At 75.4% G+C, this 14,829-nt stretch carries 19 protein-coding genes; 16 read left to right on the top strand and 3 right to left on the bottom strand.

The genetic code is table 11. The features are described from left to right. The first annotated feature begins 29 nt into the window (after nucleotides 1–29). Complete coding sequence (locus ACR80Q_RS08780) at nucleotides 30–560, top strand: TlpA family protein disulfide reductase (RefSeq protein WP_435377220.1); 531 nt, start codon at nucleotides 30–32, stop codon at nucleotides 558–560. Continuing rightward, complete coding sequence (locus tag ACR80Q_RS08775; protein WP_435377219.1) at nucleotides 557–1,039, top strand: DUF4395 domain-containing protein; 483 nt, start codon at nucleotides 557–559, stop codon at nucleotides 1,037–1,039. Before ACR80Q_RS08780 ends, ACR80Q_RS08775 begins: the two co-directional genes overlap by 4 nt. 57 nt (nucleotides 1,040–1,096) lie before the next feature. Here ACR80Q_RS08775 and ACR80Q_RS08770 read toward each other — a convergent pair whose 3' ends face one another. After that, nucleotides 1,097–1,480, bottom strand: a complete 384-nt coding sequence (locus tag ACR80Q_RS08770; RefSeq protein WP_435377218.1) for a DsrE family protein — start codon at nucleotides 1,478–1,480, stop codon at nucleotides 1,097–1,099. 133 nt (nucleotides 1,481–1,613) lie between these two features. On the opposite strand from ACR80Q_RS08770, the gene ACR80Q_RS08765 reads away from it, so the two are divergent. From ACR80Q_RS08765 to ACR80Q_RS08715, 11 genes are all read left to right on the top strand, one after another. Beyond that, on the top strand, nucleotides 1,614–2,153 hold the full coding sequence (locus ACR80Q_RS08765) for a heme-binding beta-barrel domain-containing protein (RefSeq protein ID WP_435377217.1): 540 nt from the start codon (nucleotides 1,614–1,616) through the stop codon (nucleotides 2,151–2,153). A 28-nt stretch (nucleotides 2,154–2,181) separates the two neighbouring features. Then, nucleotides 2,182–3,189 carry a CAF17-like 4Fe-4S cluster assembly/insertion protein YgfZ gene (gene ygfZ / locus ACR80Q_RS08760; protein WP_435377216.1) on the top strand — a complete coding sequence of 336 codons (1,008 nt, stop codon included), beginning with the start codon at nucleotides 2,182–2,184 and terminating at the stop codon, nucleotides 3,187–3,189. A gap of 10 nt (nucleotides 3,190–3,199) precedes the next feature. Beyond that, nucleotides 3,200–4,060, top strand: a complete 861-nt coding sequence (locus ACR80Q_RS08755; RefSeq protein ID WP_435377215.1) for a beta-keto acid cleavage family enzyme — start codon at nucleotides 3,200–3,202, stop codon at nucleotides 4,058–4,060. Nucleotides 4,061–4,128: 68 nt separating this feature from the next. Further along, nucleotides 4,129–4,716 carry an RsiG family protein gene (locus ACR80Q_RS08750; RefSeq protein ID WP_435377214.1) on the top strand — a complete coding sequence of 196 codons (588 nt, stop codon included), beginning with the start codon at nucleotides 4,129–4,131 and terminating at the stop codon, nucleotides 4,714–4,716. An 84-nt stretch (nucleotides 4,717–4,800) separates the two neighbouring features. Further along, nucleotides 4,801–5,328 (top strand): helix-turn-helix domain-containing protein, encoded by a 528-nt coding sequence (locus ACR80Q_RS08745; RefSeq protein ID WP_435377213.1) that lies wholly within the window; start codon nucleotides 4,801–4,803, stop codon nucleotides 5,326–5,328. Then, nucleotides 5,325–6,263, top strand: coding sequence for a hypothetical protein (locus ACR80Q_RS08740; protein ID WP_435377212.1), 939 nt, complete (start codon nucleotides 5,325–5,327; stop codon nucleotides 6,261–6,263). The genes ACR80Q_RS08745 and ACR80Q_RS08740 overlap by 4 nt, the downstream gene beginning before the upstream one ends. 109 nt (nucleotides 6,264–6,372) lie before the next feature. Further along, nucleotides 6,373–6,690 carry a DUF2516 family protein gene (locus tag ACR80Q_RS08735; RefSeq protein ID WP_435377211.1) on the top strand — a complete coding sequence of 106 codons (318 nt, stop codon included), beginning with the start codon at nucleotides 6,373–6,375 and terminating at the stop codon, nucleotides 6,688–6,690. Continuing rightward, nucleotides 6,691–7,149: a D-aminoacyl-tRNA deacylase gene (gene dtd, locus ACR80Q_RS08730; RefSeq protein WP_435377210.1), complete on the top strand. Its 459-nt coding sequence runs from the start codon at nucleotides 6,691–6,693 to the stop codon at nucleotides 7,147–7,149. Nucleotides 7,150–7,410: 261 nt separating this feature from the next. Next, nucleotides 7,411–8,097 carry a response regulator gene (locus ACR80Q_RS08725; RefSeq protein WP_435377209.1) on the top strand — a complete coding sequence of 229 codons (687 nt, stop codon included), beginning with the start codon at nucleotides 7,411–7,413 and terminating at the stop codon, nucleotides 8,095–8,097. Continuing rightward, a complete protein-coding gene (locus tag ACR80Q_RS08720; RefSeq protein WP_435377208.1) occupies nucleotides 8,094–9,275 on the top strand; it encodes an ATP-binding protein in 1,182 nt (393 codons plus the stop codon). Before ACR80Q_RS08725 ends, ACR80Q_RS08720 begins: the two co-directional genes overlap by 4 nt. Continuing rightward, nucleotides 9,272–10,396 carry a hypothetical protein gene (locus tag ACR80Q_RS08715; RefSeq protein ID WP_435377207.1) on the top strand — a complete coding sequence of 375 codons (1,125 nt, stop codon included), beginning with the start codon at nucleotides 9,272–9,274 and terminating at the stop codon, nucleotides 10,394–10,396. The genes ACR80Q_RS08720 and ACR80Q_RS08715 overlap by 4 nt, the downstream gene beginning before the upstream one ends. Here ACR80Q_RS08715 and ACR80Q_RS08710 read toward each other — a convergent pair. Then, nucleotides 10,320–11,132: a class I SAM-dependent methyltransferase gene (locus tag ACR80Q_RS08710; RefSeq protein ID WP_435377206.1), complete on the bottom strand. Its 813-nt coding sequence runs from the start codon at nucleotides 11,130–11,132 to the stop codon at nucleotides 10,320–10,322. The genes ACR80Q_RS08715 and ACR80Q_RS08710 overlap by 77 nt on opposite strands. A 265-nt stretch (nucleotides 11,133–11,397) precedes the next feature. On the opposite strand from ACR80Q_RS08710, the gene mshA reads away from it, so the two are divergent. The 3 genes from mshA to ACR80Q_RS08695 are packed head-to-tail and all read left to right on the top strand — an operon-like array spanning nucleotide 11,398 to nucleotide 14,076. Next, on the top strand, nucleotides 11,398–12,738 hold the full coding sequence (mshA, locus tag ACR80Q_RS08705) for a D-inositol-3-phosphate glycosyltransferase (RefSeq protein ID WP_435377406.1): 1,341 nt from the start codon (nucleotides 11,398–11,400) through the stop codon (nucleotides 12,736–12,738). Continuing rightward, a complete protein-coding gene (locus tag ACR80Q_RS08700; RefSeq protein WP_435377205.1) occupies nucleotides 12,735–13,304 on the top strand; it encodes a type III secretion system chaperone family protein in 570 nt (189 codons plus the stop codon). The genes mshA and ACR80Q_RS08700 overlap by 4 nt, the downstream gene beginning before the upstream one ends. 13 nt (nucleotides 13,305–13,317) lie before the next feature. After that, nucleotides 13,318–14,076 carry a phosphoglyceromutase gene (locus ACR80Q_RS08695; RefSeq protein ID WP_435377204.1) on the top strand — a complete coding sequence of 253 codons (759 nt, stop codon included), beginning with the start codon at nucleotides 13,318–13,320 and terminating at the stop codon, nucleotides 14,074–14,076. A 16-nt stretch (nucleotides 14,077–14,092) separates the two neighbouring features. Here the strand turns inward: ACR80Q_RS08695 and phoU are convergent, their stop codons facing one another. After that, nucleotides 14,093–14,764, bottom strand: a complete 672-nt coding sequence (phoU, locus tag ACR80Q_RS08690; RefSeq protein ID WP_435377203.1) for a phosphate signaling complex protein PhoU — start codon at nucleotides 14,762–14,764, stop codon at nucleotides 14,093–14,095. Nucleotides 14,765–14,829 lie beyond the last annotated feature (65 nt).

Here is a 14,829-nt window from a genome sequence, read left to right as displayed (position 1 = left end):
CCGGGCCCGGGGCGGGTGTTGGCGCCGCCGTGGACCCGCTCTCCCAACGTCTCCTCCTCCTCGTCGGCGTGATCGCCGTCGTGCTCGTGGTCGGTGGCCTCTGGCGGGTGCGGGAGCACCGCCGCGGCCGGCAGGCGTTCGCCCCGCCCGCCGACGACCCCCGCACCCGGCCGCTGGTGCTGCCGACCGAGACGGCTCCGGCCGGGCTGGGCGGGCTGGGCCGGACCGCGACGCTGGTCGTGGTCGGGACCCGCAGCTGCAGCGACTGCGCCCGGACCCTCGCACTGCTGCGCCGGGAGGTGCAGGACGACGTGGGGGTCGCCGTGCACCACGTCCTGGCCGAACGGGCACCGGGGCTCGTCGACCGGTTCGAGGTGCGCACCGCCCCGACGGTCCTGCTCGCCGACGCGGACGGCCAGGTGGTCGGCGTGCACCCCGGCCCCGTCGACGCCGACGTCGCCCGGCAGGCGCTCGTCGCGCTGGCCGCCGGCCGCACCCCGTTCGCCGCGGCCGGCTCCGACGTCGCCGGTGCCCCCGACCCGACCGTGGTGAACCGGTGACGTCGCCGAGCGGCCCCCCGGCGAGCGGTGCCACCCCCGGCTCCCGACCGCCCGGAGCGATCGACCCCCGCGGGCCCCGCTTCGCCGCGGTCATGACCTCACTGGTGCTGGCCGCCGTCGTGGTCACCGGCGCGTGGTGGCTGCTGGCCCTGCAGGCCCTGCTGTTCGCCACGACCGTCGCCCTGGGCCCCGGCCGCGGCCCCTGGGGCGTGCTCTTCCGCACCCTGGTCCGGCCGCGGCTCGCGCCGCCGACCTGGTGGGAGGACCCCGCCGCCCCCCGCTTCGCCCAGCTCGTCGGGCTGCTCGTGGTGGGGGTGGGCCTGCTGCTCGCGGCCCTCGGCGTCCCCGGGGCGGTCGTCGCCTCCGCCGCCGTCGCCCTGTTCGCGGCCGGCCTGAACGCCGTCTTCGGCATCTGCCTGGGCTGCGCCGTGTACCGGTTCCTCCTCCGCCTGCCCACCCGCTCCCCCGTCACCTCCTGACCACGTCCCGCCCCGCCCTGCTGCCGGGTCGGGCGGGCGGGTCGGGCGGGCGGGTCGTCAGTAGACGAGGGCGGTGGCTGCCGGGTCGAGGGCCTCGGCCACGAAGACGGCCGCGCCGGCGATGCGGACACCCGCCAGCAGGTCCTCACCCGCCAGCCCACGGCGGACCGCGCACTGCGTGCAGACCGTCACCCGACCGTCGGCCAGGACCGCGGCCAGCAGCTCCAGCGGGTCGGCGGCGTGCTCGAGGGTGAACCCCGTCGCGCCGACCCGGGCCAGGTCCACCGCCTCCCCGGTCAGCCACAGCGACACCTCCGCCCCGGCCGCGAGCGCCGTCGCCGCCACCGTGAGGGCCTGGTTGCACCGCTCGGGCGCCTCCGCCCCGCACGTGACCTTCACCACCAGCCGTGCCGCCTGCGCCCCGGGGGCCGTCGTCGTCATGCCGTCGAGGCTACGATGCCCAGGTGCTGTGGCTAGAGGTCGTGTTCACCGGACTGCTGGTCCTGTCGTCGCTGGCGATCGGCTGGGTCAGCCTCGTCGTGCTCTACAAGCTGTTCGCCGGCCAGCGCTGAGCGTGGGCGACCCCTCCGGCCCCCGACCGATCGAGCTCCCCGAGGACCTCGCCCGTCCCCTGGTGGCGATCGGCTGGCTGGTGGGCACCTGGCAGGGCGCCGGCGAGGTGGTTTACCCGTCGATCGACGCCCCCGTCCCGTTCGGCCAGGAGGTCGTGGTCAGCCACGACGGCCGGGCGTTCCTGCGGTGGGACTCCCGCACCTGGGCCCTGGGCGACGACGGCGCGCTCGCGGAGCCCCTGGCCACCGAGACCGGTTTCTGGCGCGTGCCCTCGGGCGAGGCGGGTCTGGACGGCACCGAGGTCGAGCTGCTCCTGGCCCACCCGATGGGCTACGTCGAGCAGTACCTGGGCCAGGCCCACGCGGGCAAGATCGAGCTGAGCACCGAGCTGGTGGCGCGGTCCCGCGACGCCAAGGAGTACTCCGCCGCCACACGGCTGTACGGCTACGTCGCCGGGGACCTGCTGTGGGCGATGGACATGGTCGCCGTCGGGCACGGCATGGGCTCGCACGCCTCCGCCCGTCTGAAGAAGGTCGCATGAGGTCGGTCACGATGATCAGGTCAGTCGCATGAGCGGCACCGCCGCCGACGCCGTGACGAGCGCCGCAGGCCCCGACGCCGGGGTGGCCGCGCACTACGGCGACCCGCTCAAGGAGCAGAAGCTCCTCGAGGAGGGCCTGGCCGTCGTCGACCTCAGCCACCGGGGCGTGGTCACGGTGACCGGGCCGGACCGGTTGACCTGGCTCAACAGCCTGTCCACCCAGAAGCTCGACGACCTGACCCCGCGCCGCTCGGTCGAGGCCCTGCTGCTGAGCCCGCACGGGCACGTGGAGCACGACCTGCACGTGGTCGACGACGGCACCACCACCTGGCTGGTGGTCGAGGGCAGCACCACCGCGGACCTCGTCACCTACCTGGACCGGATGCGGTTCATGCTGCGCGTCGAGGTGGCCGACGTCACCGACGGCTGGGCCGTGCTGGGCGAGCCGGTGGGCCGGGAGTCGGTGGACGGCGAGCCGCTGGCCTGGGTGGACCCCTGGCCGCGCACCGGCCCGCTGTCCGTGGCCTACGGCAGCCCCGACGACCTCCACCCGGGGCTCGGCTGGGCCTGGCGCGAGGTGCTCGTCCCGCGGACCGACCTGGGCGCCGCGCTGGGTGACCGACCGCTCGCCGGTACCTGGGCGCTGGAGGCGCTGCGGGTGGCCGCCGGCCGCCCCCGCCACCTCCACGAGACCGACCACCGCACCATCCCCCACGAGCTGGACCTGCTGCGCACCGCGGTCCACCTGCAGAAGGGCTGCTACCGGGGGCAGGAGACGGTCGCCCGGGTGCACAACCTGGGCCGCCCGCCGCGTCGCATCGTCCTGCTGCACCTGGACGGGTCCGGGCACACGCTGCCGGCCGAGGGCGACGAGCTGCGCAACGGCGAGAAGGTCGTCGGGCGGCTGACGACCGTCGTGCGTCACCACGAGCTCGGCCCGATCGCGCTCGCCGTCGTCAAGCGCAACACCCCCGTGGACGCCGTCCTCGACGCCGGCGGGGTCGCCGCCTCGCAGGACGTGCTGGTCGCACCGTGACGGACCCGACGTGAGCCGTTTCCTCGTCCGACCGGCGACGACCATGATCACCGTGGCCCCCACCGGTGCGGAGAGCCGCAGGGCCGACGTCCCGCGGCTGCCGACCACGCCGGAGGAGATCGCCGCCGAGGCCGCCGCCTGCGAGGCCGCGGGCGCCGCGATGATCCACATCCACGTCCGCGACGCCGACCACGCCCCCACCCTGGACCTGCCCCGCGTCCGCGAGACGGTCGCCGCCGTCCGCGAGGCCTGCTCCCTGGTCGTGCAGCTGTCCACCGGCGGCAGCGTCCACGACCCCATGGACGCCCGGCTGGCGGTGCTGGACGCCGAGCCGGACTCCTGCAGCCTGACGCTCGGGACGGTCAACTTCGGCGACGACGTCTTCATGAACCCCTGGGGGTTCGTCGTCGAGCTGTTCCGCCGCAGCCGCGACCGCGGCATCGTGCCCGAGTTCGAGGTGTTCGACCTGGGCCAGCTGAGCACGCTGCGCCGCCTGCTGGACCGCGAGGGCCTGCCCGCGGGCGACAAGGTGCACGTCGACCTGGTGATGGGCGTCCCCGGCGGGATGCCCGGCACCGCGGACGCGCTCGTGGCCTGCGTGGCCGCGATGCCCGAGCAGGTGACGTCGTGGTCGGCCACCGGCATCGGTCGCAGCCACCTGCCGGTGCTGGCGGCCTCGTTGGCGGCCGGCGGTCACCTGCGTGTCGGCATGGAGGACACCGTCGTGTGGGGGCGTGGACCGGACGGTCCCGTCCCGGTCGCCTCCAACGCCGACCTGGTGCACCGGGCCGCGCGGGTGGCGACCGAGCTGCAGCGTCCACCGATGGCCGTCCACGCCGCCCGCGACCTGCTGGGCCTGCCGGCCCGGTAGCGCCGCCGGGCCGGTCGGACTCGCCGCAGACCCCGCGTCCACGGTGGTGAGGGCCTACCATCGCGAGCATGCAGCAGACCGGGGGCCGCCGACGGATCGACCACGTGCTGTCCGACGACTTCCTCACGGGCCTGCGCGACATCCCCGTGGAGGAGCTCCGCTCGCGGCGATCCGAGGCCGAGCAGGAGGAGACCGACCTCAGCTTCGCCCGTCGCCTGCTTCACGGCCGCATCGACCTGCTCAAGGCCGAGCAGGAGGCGCGTGCCGCCGGCGGCGGTCCCGGGTCCGGCACCGGCTCGGGCACCGAGGAGCTGGTGGCCAGCCTGTCCCGGACCCTCGCCGACCCGCCGGGACCCAGCCACGGCCTGGGCCGTCACGTCGTCGCCGAGCCGAGCCGGGTGGGCGAGCACCGCCGGGCCGCCGAGGCCGCGGTCGCCGACCCGGCCACCAGCGACCCCGCGGGGCTGGACGACGAGCAGCTCATCGGGGCGATCACCCACCTGGACTCCCTGCAGCAGGAGATCGGCGAGATGCGCTCCGCGGTGCAGCGGGCCTCGGACGCCCTGAGCGCCGAGCTCGGCCGTCGTTACCGCGAGGGCGTGCTGCACGTCGAGGACGTCCTCGACCGGGAGGACCCGGGTACCACCGGCACCTGACCTCGACGGGCGGGCCGGTCCGTGTGACCAGCGCCACCAGCGTTTCGCTTGCAATTGTTAGCACTTTGCTTGCACACTGGTCATGTGAGTGACGAGAGCAGCGCCGACCCGGGTCGCCCCGGCAAGGCCGAGCGGGCAGGAGCAGCGGCCGGATCGGTCGCGGGCACCATGGCCGGCACGGTGGCCGGATCGGTCGGCGGCGCGGTCGACGGCGCTCGCACCAAGGTCGAGGACCTGGGCGGGTTCCTGCGCGAGCAGCGGCAGCAGGCACGCATGTCGCTGCGGCAGCTCGCCGAGGTCGCCGGGGTCAGCAACCCCTACCTCAGCCAGGTCGAGCGCGGCCTGCGCCGACCCTCCGCCGAGGTCCTGCAGCAGATCGCCAAGGGCCTCCGCATCTCCGCCGAGGCCCTGTACGTCCGGGCCGGGCTGCTCGACGAGGTCGGCGCGAGCGACGTGCCCGCCGCCATCGCCACCGACCCCCACCTCGACGAGCGCCAGAAACGGGCGCTCCTCGACGTCTACGCCAGCTTCGTCGCGGCGGCCACGGCCGACCGCGACCACCCGACGGACACCGACAGAGACCACCACACCAGCACCAGGAGGACCCCATGACCACCACCACCACCCGCAAGGCCGACACCACCGGCTCCCGCAACCTCGTCGTCGACGCCGCCACGTCCGGCGCCTACGCCGCGCTCGGCGCCACCGACCTCGTCGTGGCCCGCCTCCGCGGCGCCCAGGCCAAGGACGTCGACGTCCGCACCCTGCCCACCAAGGCCGTCGAGCAGCTGCAGTCGCTGCCCACCGCCGCCGTCAGCACCGCGCTGGACCTGGCCGGCCGGGCCGAGAAGTCCTACGACGACCTCGCCGCCCGCGGCAAGGACGTCGCCCGTCGGATCCGCGGCCAGAAGGCCACCGACGAGCTGGTCCGTCGCAGCCAGGTCGCGGTCAGCCGCACCAAGGCCGCCGTGACCACCGTCCGCGGCGCCGCCTCCAGCACCGCCGCCGCCGGGACCGCCACGGCCGCCGCCCGCGCCGCCACCCTCGCGGCCGACGCGGCCGACACCGCCCAGGACGTCGCCTCGCGCGGTTCCGCCGAGGCCCGCCGCGGCACCCGCACCACCACCCGCGCCACCACCGGCACCGCCCGCACGACCACCGCGAAGCGCACCGCCAAGAAGACGGCCGCGAGCACCACCACCACGCGTGGGACCACCTCGGGCACCACCAAGGCCACCAAGGCCACCAAGGCCACCAAGAAGACCGGCGCCACGAAGACGGCGGCCGCAACGACGAGCTCGACCGGCACGGGCACCACCCGCAAGGCCACCGCCCGCAAGTCCTCCGCGACCAGCCCCCGCAAGGCGACGGCCGCCCGCGCCGCCGCCGCCCCGGCCAAGGCCGCCGCGACCAACGCCCGCAAGGCCGCCGCGGAGCGGACCGCCACCGCGCAGTCCACCGTCAAGGCCGCGACCACGGCCACGACCAAGGCCGCCGACGCGGCGACCGACGCCGTCCAGGACGGCGCGGACAAGATCGGCAGCTGACCCACCCGTCCCACCGAAGGGCCCCGGCACCACCCGGGCGGCCCCCCCGACCAGGGGGACCCCCAGGTGCCGGGGCCCTTGGTCGTGCCCGCTGACCTACTCTGGGTCCGTGCCCGTCATCGACTCCGCCCAGAGCATCGTGATGCTCGTGCTCACCCTGGCCGCGTTCGCGCTGACGGCCTACTCGTTCGTCGACGCCCTGCGCCGCCCGGCGGCGGCGTTCGAGTACGCGAGCAAGAAGACCAAGACGTTCTGGTCGATCCTGCTGGGCGTCGCCCTCGCGCTGGCCTTCGTGTCGATCGGCCGCGGGGTCAGCCTGCTCGTGATCCTGTCCGTCGTCGCCGCCGGGGTCTACCTGGCCGACGTCCGGCCGGCCGTCAGGACGTACGGCGGCGGACCGAGCCGGGGGCCGTACGGGGGCTACTGAGTGCGCGCCGTCCTGCAACGGGTCGAGCGCGCCCACGTCGACGTCGTCGACCCCGGCTCGGACGAGGGCCCGCCCTCGGTCCGGCGGGTCGGCGAGCTCACCGGCCCCGGGCTGGTCCTGCTGGTGGGTGTCGGGCACGACGACGGCCCCACGCAGGTCGCCTGGCTCGCCGACAAGGTCGCGGGCCTGCGGGTGATGCGGGACGAGCGGTCGGTGCTGGACGCCGGCGCAGGCGTGCTGCTGGTCAGCCAGTTCACCCTGCACGGAGACGTGCGCAAGGGCCGACGCCCCACCTGGTCGGCCGCGGCGCCGTCCCGGGTGGCCGAACCACTCGTCGACGCGCTCGCGGTAGCGCTCCGCGACCGGGGCGTCGCGGTGCCCACGGGCTCCTTCGGGGCGGACATGCGGGTGCACCTGGTCAACGACGGTCCGGTCACCCTTGTCATCGACACACCATGACAACTCCTTCGACATGCTCTGGGCTGCGCGTCCGCAAAAGAGAGGACACGATCCGGTCGTCGGACCGGTGTTGCTCGCTGCGACATCGTCGTACTCTTGACCTACCAGCCGGCAGGCAGGGGCAAGGGGAAGCAAGGGCGGTATCCAGGGCGAGAGCCTCGGGTACCGCCCTTACTTGTCACCGGCGGTGACGGCCGGTCGCCGGGTGGACGCGGGCGGTCCCTGGCAGGCTGGCCCGAGCCGATCAGCAGGAGGAGACCCATGGCGCGTGGCAGCGATGCCGACGGCCCGGTCCGGGTCGCGGCCGTCGACGACCACGTACCCGTGCGACGGGGCGTCGCGGCGATGCTCGCCGAGAGCCCGCACGTCCTGGTGGTCACCACGGTGGGGACGGTCGACGAGCTGCTGGTGCACCCGGCGGTCGACGTCGTGCTGCTCGACCTGCACCTGGCCGACGGCTCACGCCCCGCCGGCAACGTGAAGCGCCTGGTCGCGGCGGGCATGGACGTGCTCGTCTACTCCAGCCTGACCGACGCCGGCCTGCTGCGTGAGGCGCTCGTCGCCGGGGCGCTCGGCGTGGTCCACAAGGGCCAGGACACCCCTGCGCTCCTGGACGCCATCCGCGACGTGGCCGCCGGGCTCCCCCTGCTCACGACCGAGTGGGCCGCCACCCTCGACGCGGCCCGCGGGGACAGCCGGCCCGCGCTGTCCGAGCGCGAGGCCGAGGCGCTCTCGCTCTACGCCAGCGGTCTGCCCATGAAGTCCGCGGCCAGGCGGATGGAGATCTCGTTGGGCTCCTTCCGGGAGTACCTGCTGCGGGTGCGGCGCAAGTACGCCGACGTCGACCGCCCCGCCACCACCAAGCTCGACCTCTACCACCGGGCCGTCGAGGACGGCTACGTCAGCACCCCCGGCCTGGCGGCCGTGCCGCAGGACCGGACGCCATGACCTCATCGGCCCGGCCGGGCACCGTGGCCGTGCGCCGCATGACCCAGCGGCTCGCCGGGCTCCTGGTCGTGCTCACCGCGCCGGCCTGGGTGGCGTCCGCCGTGGACCAGCAGCCCCTGCTGGCGCTGTGGTGGAACCTGCTCGCCCTGCTCGTGGTGGGCGGGCCGGCCGTCTGGCTGGTGCTCGCGTCGTGGCGGACGACGGACGTCCGGCTGCCGTCGGTGGCCCTGGCCGCCGGGGTCGCCCTCTGCCTGCTGCTGTGGCCGCCCGGGGTGGTGGACGTCGAGGGGGCCGACCAGGGGCTGCCGTGGCTGTGGCTGGTGCTCCCGCTCACGCTGGCGGTGCTGGCCACGGTGGGCTCGGTGGCGCTCAGCACGGTCTACGGCGCCACGGTGGGAGTGGTCTACGGCCTGCTGCGGCTCCAGCCGATCGGCGGGTCCACGTCGGTCCCGGTCGCCGTGCTCGAGGCGTTCCTGCTGCTCACGCTCGCCGTGGGTCCCGCCGTCCTGGTGGTGGGCTCCTCCCGGGCTGCCGCCCGGTTGGACGCCATCGCCGACGACGCGGCCCAGGCCAGCGCGGCCGCCTCCCGCGCCTCGGCCGCCGTGGCCACCCGGCGCGAGCTGGACGCCGTGGTCCACGACACCGTCCTCGCCGCCCTGCACACCGCGGTCCGCGACCCCCGGGCCGGGGAGCTGCCCCGGCTGGCCGATGGGGCGCTGCAGACCTTCGACAGCGCCCGGCACCACCGGGTCGACGGGCTGCGCCCGGTCCCGGCGGTCGAGGTGGGCCGACGGCTGCAGGAGTGCCTCGGCGCGGTCGCGCCGGACGCCGACCTGGACGTCCGGCCCGGACCGGACGTCCCGGCGGACGCGGCCAGGGCGCTGGTCGACGCAGCCCTGGAGGCCGCCCGCAACGCCCGCCGCCACGGCGGCGGCGCCGGCACGGTCCCCGACATCGGGGTGTTCGTGTCCGGCACCGACGACGGCCGCGGGCTCGAGGTCGTCGTGGTCGACGACGGCGTCGGCTTCGACCCGTCGTTGGTCCCCCCGCAACGGATGGGCCTGGCGGTGTCCGTCGTCGGCCGGATGGCGCGGGTCGGCGGCCGCGCGGACGTCGTCACCGCGACCGGATCGGGCACGACGGTCCGGCTGACCTGGCGACCGGAGGAGGCCTCGTGATCGGCCAGCTGCCCGGCCGGGTGGTGGTGCTCGGCATCATCGGATTCGTCGTGGCGATGGGAGCGCTCGGCGCGCTGAGCATCGGTGCGGTCACCATGCCCGCCCTCTACGTGCTGGCCCTGCTGCTCGGGCTGGGGTCCGTCGTGGCGGTGCTGCTGCCCTGGCCGCCGCGCCATGGCCTGTGGGTCGCGGTCGGGGTGGTGGTCGCGGTCGTGGCCCTCGGCGTGGCCGTCGTGGCCGTGCTCCCGGCGGGGCGTCCCGGTTATGCGCTCTGGTACCCGGGATTCGTGTGGATCCCGCTGAGCGGGCTCGCCCTGCGCGGCTGGCCCGCCCTGGCCCTGCTGGGGACCGCGATCAGCGTCGCCACCACGCTCGCCTGGGCCCACCTGGCCCCCGACGTGGGCCTGGAGGACGGCATCTACCGGGTGGTGTCCCCCACGGCCGCGGTGGTGGTCGCCGTCGGCATCCAGCGGCTGGTCCGGCACTACGGCCAGGTGGTCGAGCAGGCCCACGCCGAGCAGCTGGAGGCGGCCCGGCTGTCCGCCGGGGCCAGGGCCGCGGAGGAGGAGAGGCGCGTCCGGCTCGCCCAGATCGAGCAGATCGCCGCCCCGGTCCTGCTGCGCCTGCGCGACGGCGGCCCCGTCGACGACCGGCTGGCGACCGAGTGCCGGCTGCTGGAGGCGGCGCTGCGCGACGGGATCCGCGGCCGGCACCTGGTGGACCCGGCGGTGCGCGAGACGCTCTGGGCGGCGCGCACCCGCGGGGTGGACGTCACGCTGCTCGACGACTCCGGGACCGAGGCCGGTGCGGACGCGCCCGAGGTGGCCGACGTGGTGCGCCGTTGCACGGTCGAGCTGGTCGAGAAGCTCGAGCGCGGCGTGGTGACGGTCCGGCTGTCCGGGCCCGACGAGGCGACCCTGGTGGTCATCGGGGACCAGGCGGCGGAGCTCGCCGAGACCTGCCGGGCGGGGCTGGCCCAGCAGGGGCAGGACCGGACGCACGTGGACGTGGAGCACGTCAGCGAGGCCGCGGACGAGCTCGTCGTCACCGTCCGGCGGGGGCCACCGCCCGCCAGGACACCTCGAGCAGCCCCCGTCGCCAGTGCCACGGGTCCCGCCTGACCGGCCAGCCCTCGGCCAGCAGCCCGGCTGCCGCCGCGGACAGGCGCTGCCTGGCCCCCAGCGACTGCAACGACGCCGCGCCGTCCCAGGCGGCGTCCAGCGCCGTCAGGAACGAGTGGACGGGCTCTCCGGGCACGTTGCGGTGGATCAGCGCCTTGGGCAGGCGGGCCGCGACCAGCCCGGGTCGCTGCAGCCCGGCGAGGCGCCACCCCAGCACCAGCGAGCGCGGGCCGGTGGCGTCCAGCACCACCCAGGAGGCCAGCCGCCCCAGCTCGTCGCAGGTGCCGTCCACCAGCAGGCCGCCGGGGGCCAGCGAGCCCCCCAGCTGCTGCCACACCCCGGCGACCTCCGGCTCGTCGTACTGACGGAGCACGTTGAACGCCCGCACCATGGTCGCCCTGCGGCCCTGCAACGGCGCCAGGTCGAAGCCGCCGTGGGCGAACCGGAGACCGGGCGCGGTCAGCGGCGCCGCCGCCGCCACCCGCTCCGGGTCGATCTCGACGCCGAGCACCTCCACGTCCGGGCGGACGACGCGCAGCCGCGCGGCCAGCTCGACCACGGTGACCGGGGCCCGGCCGTAGCCCAGGTCCACGACCAGCGGGTCGGGCGCGGTCCGCAGCAGCGGCCAGTGACGGCGGACGAACCAGCCGTCGAAGCGGCGCAGCCGGTTGGGGTTGGTGGTGCCCCGGGTGATCCGGCCGGCGGGTCGCCGCGCCGCACGGGTCCTGTCGGGCACCGGTCCAGCCTAGGCAGCCGCGGGCCGGGCGGGACGCGGGACCGCACTGCACGGGGCCCCGGGTACGGCCCCGGGACTCCTCGGGGGGCGCGTGGCCCCACGGCGGGCGTACGGTCCTCGGGTGGGAAGGGCACGCCGCAGCACTGCGACACACCTCGACGGGCCGCAGCCGGCCCCCCGTGGCGACCGCACCGGCAGCACCGGCACCACCGGCAGCACCGGCAGCACCGAGGGCGCGTCCCGGTGGGCCGGTCGTCGGGTGCTCATGCTGTCGGTGCACACCTCGCCCCTGGAGCAGCCGGGGACCGGGGACGCCGGCGGCATGAACGTCTACGTCGTGGAGCTGTCCCGACGCCTGGCCGCCCTGGGCGTGGCCGTCGAGGTGTTCACGCGGCGCACCTCCGGCGCCCAGGCCGACGTGGTCGACCTCGCGCCCGGCGTCCAGGTCCGGCACGTGGACGCCGGGCCCTACGAGGGCCTGGCCAAGGAGGACCTGCCCGGCCAGCTCTGCGCGTTCACCGCGGGCCTGATGCGGGCCGCGGCCGAGGCCCCCGACGGGCACTACGACCTGGTCCACAGCCACTACTGGCTCTCCGGTCAGGTGGGGTGGCTGTTCGCGGAGCGCTGGGGGGTCCCGCTGGTGCACACCATGCACACCATGGCCAAGGTCAAGAACGAGGCCCTGGCCACCGGGGACGTCCCCGAGCCCCGGGGTCGCCTCATCGGTGAGGAGCAGGTGGTCCGGGCCGCCGACCGGTTGGTGGCCAACACCGACGACGAGGCCGCCGACCTGGGGCGCCACTACGACGCCGACCCCGCCCACGTGGGCACGGTCCCCCCGGGGGTGGACCTGCAGCTCTTCCGCCCGGGCGACCGACGAGCCGCCCGGGCGCGGCTGGGGCTGCCGGCCGACGCGGACGTCCTGCTGTTCGTCGGCCGGATCCAGCCGCTCAAGGCGCCCGACGTGCTCGTCGCGGCCGCGGCCCGGCTGCGGGCCGACCGCGGCCCCTCGGCCCGCCCGCTGGTGGTGGTGGTGCTGGGCGGGCCGTCGGGCTCCGGCCTCGCCAGGCCCACCGCCCTGCTGGAGCAGGCCGCCGCCCTGGGCCTGGACGACGTCCTCATCACCCGGCCGCCGGTGCCGAGGGCCGAGCTGGCCGACTGGTACCGGGCGGCGGACCTGGTCACCGTGCCGTCCTACAACGAGTCCTTCGGACTGGTGGCGCTCGAGGCGCAGGCCTGCGGGACCCCCGTGGTGGCCGCGGCCGTGGGCGGCCTGCGGGCAGCCGTCCGGGACGGGGTGTCCGGCGTCCTGGTCCAGGGGCACGACCCGCAGCGGTGGGCCGACACGATCGGCCCGCTGCTGGCAGACCCGCAGCGACGAGCCGACCTGGGTCGGGCCGCCGTCGAGCACGCGTCCGGCTTCGGCTGGCAGGTGACCGCGCGGCGGATGCTGGAGCAGTACGACCGGGCCGAGCAGACCTTCGCCCGGCGACCCGGCCGGCGCCCCGTCGGCGGCCCCTCCCCCGCGCCGGTCGTGCCGGTCGCGCCCGTCGCGGGCCCCGCGACGTCCGTGCCGGCGCTGGACCTGCTGCGGGCCTCCGGGTGAGCCCGGGACCCGACGCGGCCCGCGCCCTGGCCGTCGCGCAGGAGTGGTTGGCCGACACCGGGGTCGACCACGACCGGGGCCTGCGCCCCGGCGAGCTGGTGGTCCGTCTGCCCGGTGAGCACCGGCTCGTCACGACGGTGTCGGTGCTCGTCGGCGAGCACACCGTGAGCGTGTCCGCGTTCGTGGTCCGCCACGCCGAGGAGAACCACGAGGCGGTGATGCGCTGGCTGCTGCAGCGCAACACCCGGCTGCGGGGCGTGGCCTTCGCGCTCGACCCCGACGACGACGTGTACCTGGTGGGTCGGCTGCCCACCGCGGCCATGAGCCCGGCGGTGCTGGACGACCTGATGGGCACGGTCCTGGACACCGCCGACGGCGCGTTCGACTCCCTGCTGCGTCTCGGGTTCGCGTCCTCGATCCGGCGGGAGGCGCGCTGGCGGGCCGAGCGGGGGATGGACTCCGCCAACCTGGCCGCCTTCCAGCGCCTGGTGGACGAACCCGACGACACCGCACCCGACGACACCGCACCTGACGAGACCGGACCTGACGAGGCCGGGCAGGGCTGACAGACTCGGCCCCATGACGCAGACGTACACCCTCGTCCTGCTCCGCCACGGCGAGAGCGAGTGGAACGCCAAGAACCTGTTCACCGGCTGGGTGGACGTCCCCCTGTCGGAGAAGGGGACCGCCGAGGCCTCGCGCGGCGGCACGCTGCTGACCGACGCGGGGATCCTGCCCGACGTCGTCCACACCTCCGTGCTGCGGCGGGCGATCACCACCGCCCACCTGGCGCTCGACGCCGCCGACCGGCACTGGATCCCCGTCAAGCGGTCCTGGCGGCTCAACGAGCGCCACTACGGCGCGCTGCAGGGCAAGGACAAGAAGCAGACCCTGGCGGAGTTCGGCGAGGAGCAGTTCATGCTCTGGCGTCGGTCCTACGACACCCCGCCCCCGCCCATCGACGCCGCCGACGAGTACTCCCAGGCCGACGACCCCCGCTACGCGGACCTGGGCGACGACATGCCCCGCACCGAGTGCCTGAAGGACGTCGTGGCCCGGATGCTCCCGTACTGGACCTCCGACGTGGTGCCGGACCTGCGCGCCGGCAAGGTCGTGCTCCTGGCCGCGCACGGCAACTCGCTGCGCGCGCTCGTCAAGCACCTGGACGGCATCGACGACGCCACCATCGCCGGGCTCAACATCCCCACCGGGATCCCGCTGGTGTACACGCTGACCGAGGTCGACGGCGAGCTCGTCCCGACGCAGAAGGGCGGGACCTACCTGGACCCGGCCGCGGCGGCCGACGCGATCGCGGCCGTCGCCAACCAGGGCCGCTGAGCGGTCGGCAGGCCCGTCAGACGGGCGGCAGGCCCCGGCCGCTGATGCGGTCGGGGTCCTGCCCCGTCACCTGGTAGAGCACCTGGTTGGCCACGTTCACCGCGTGGTCCGCGAACCGCTCGTAGAACCGGCCGATGAGCGTCACGTCGATGGCGACCGACACCGGCTGCTCCCAGCGCGGCGACAGCATCACGGTGAACAGCTCGCGGTGCAGCCGGTCCATCTCGTCGTCGATCCGGTCGACCTCGTGGGCCAGCTGCACGTCCTGGCGGGCCAGCACGTCCCCGGTCTTGAACGCGATCCGCTCGGCCACCTCGCCCATGTGCGCGATGTGCCGTGTCACCGGCTCGGGCACGACGGGCTCCGGGTACTTCAGCCGGGTCACCTGCGCGAGGTGGCGGGCCAGGTCCCCCATCCGCTCCAGGTCGGCCGTGACGCGCAGCCCCGACACCAGCCGGCGCAGGTCACCGACCAGCGCGCCGTGCTTGGTCATCATCGTGACGATGTCGTCGTCCAGGCTCCACTGCCAGGCGTCGATGCGCTCGTCGTCGGCGATGACGCTCTCCGCCAGCTCGAGGTCACCCTCCAGCAGGGCGGTCGAGGCACGCGAGATCGCCCTCGCTGCCAGGCCGGTCATCTCGACCATGCCCGCGGTCAGCGAAGCCAGGTCCTCGTCGAAGCGGCTCACGGACCACCATCCTGGTGCATCGCGCCCTCGATGTCCCGCCCGGACGCAGAACGGACGGCGGACGA

Origin of the sequence: Aquipuribacter aurantiacus, from assembly GCF_051216895.1 — a bacterium.
GTDB lineage: Bacteria > Actinomycetota > Actinomycetes > Actinomycetales > JBBAYJ01 > Aquipuribacter.
Note: the sequence above shows the minus strand (reverse complement) of the source record. Positions and strands in the feature narration are given on the sequence as shown.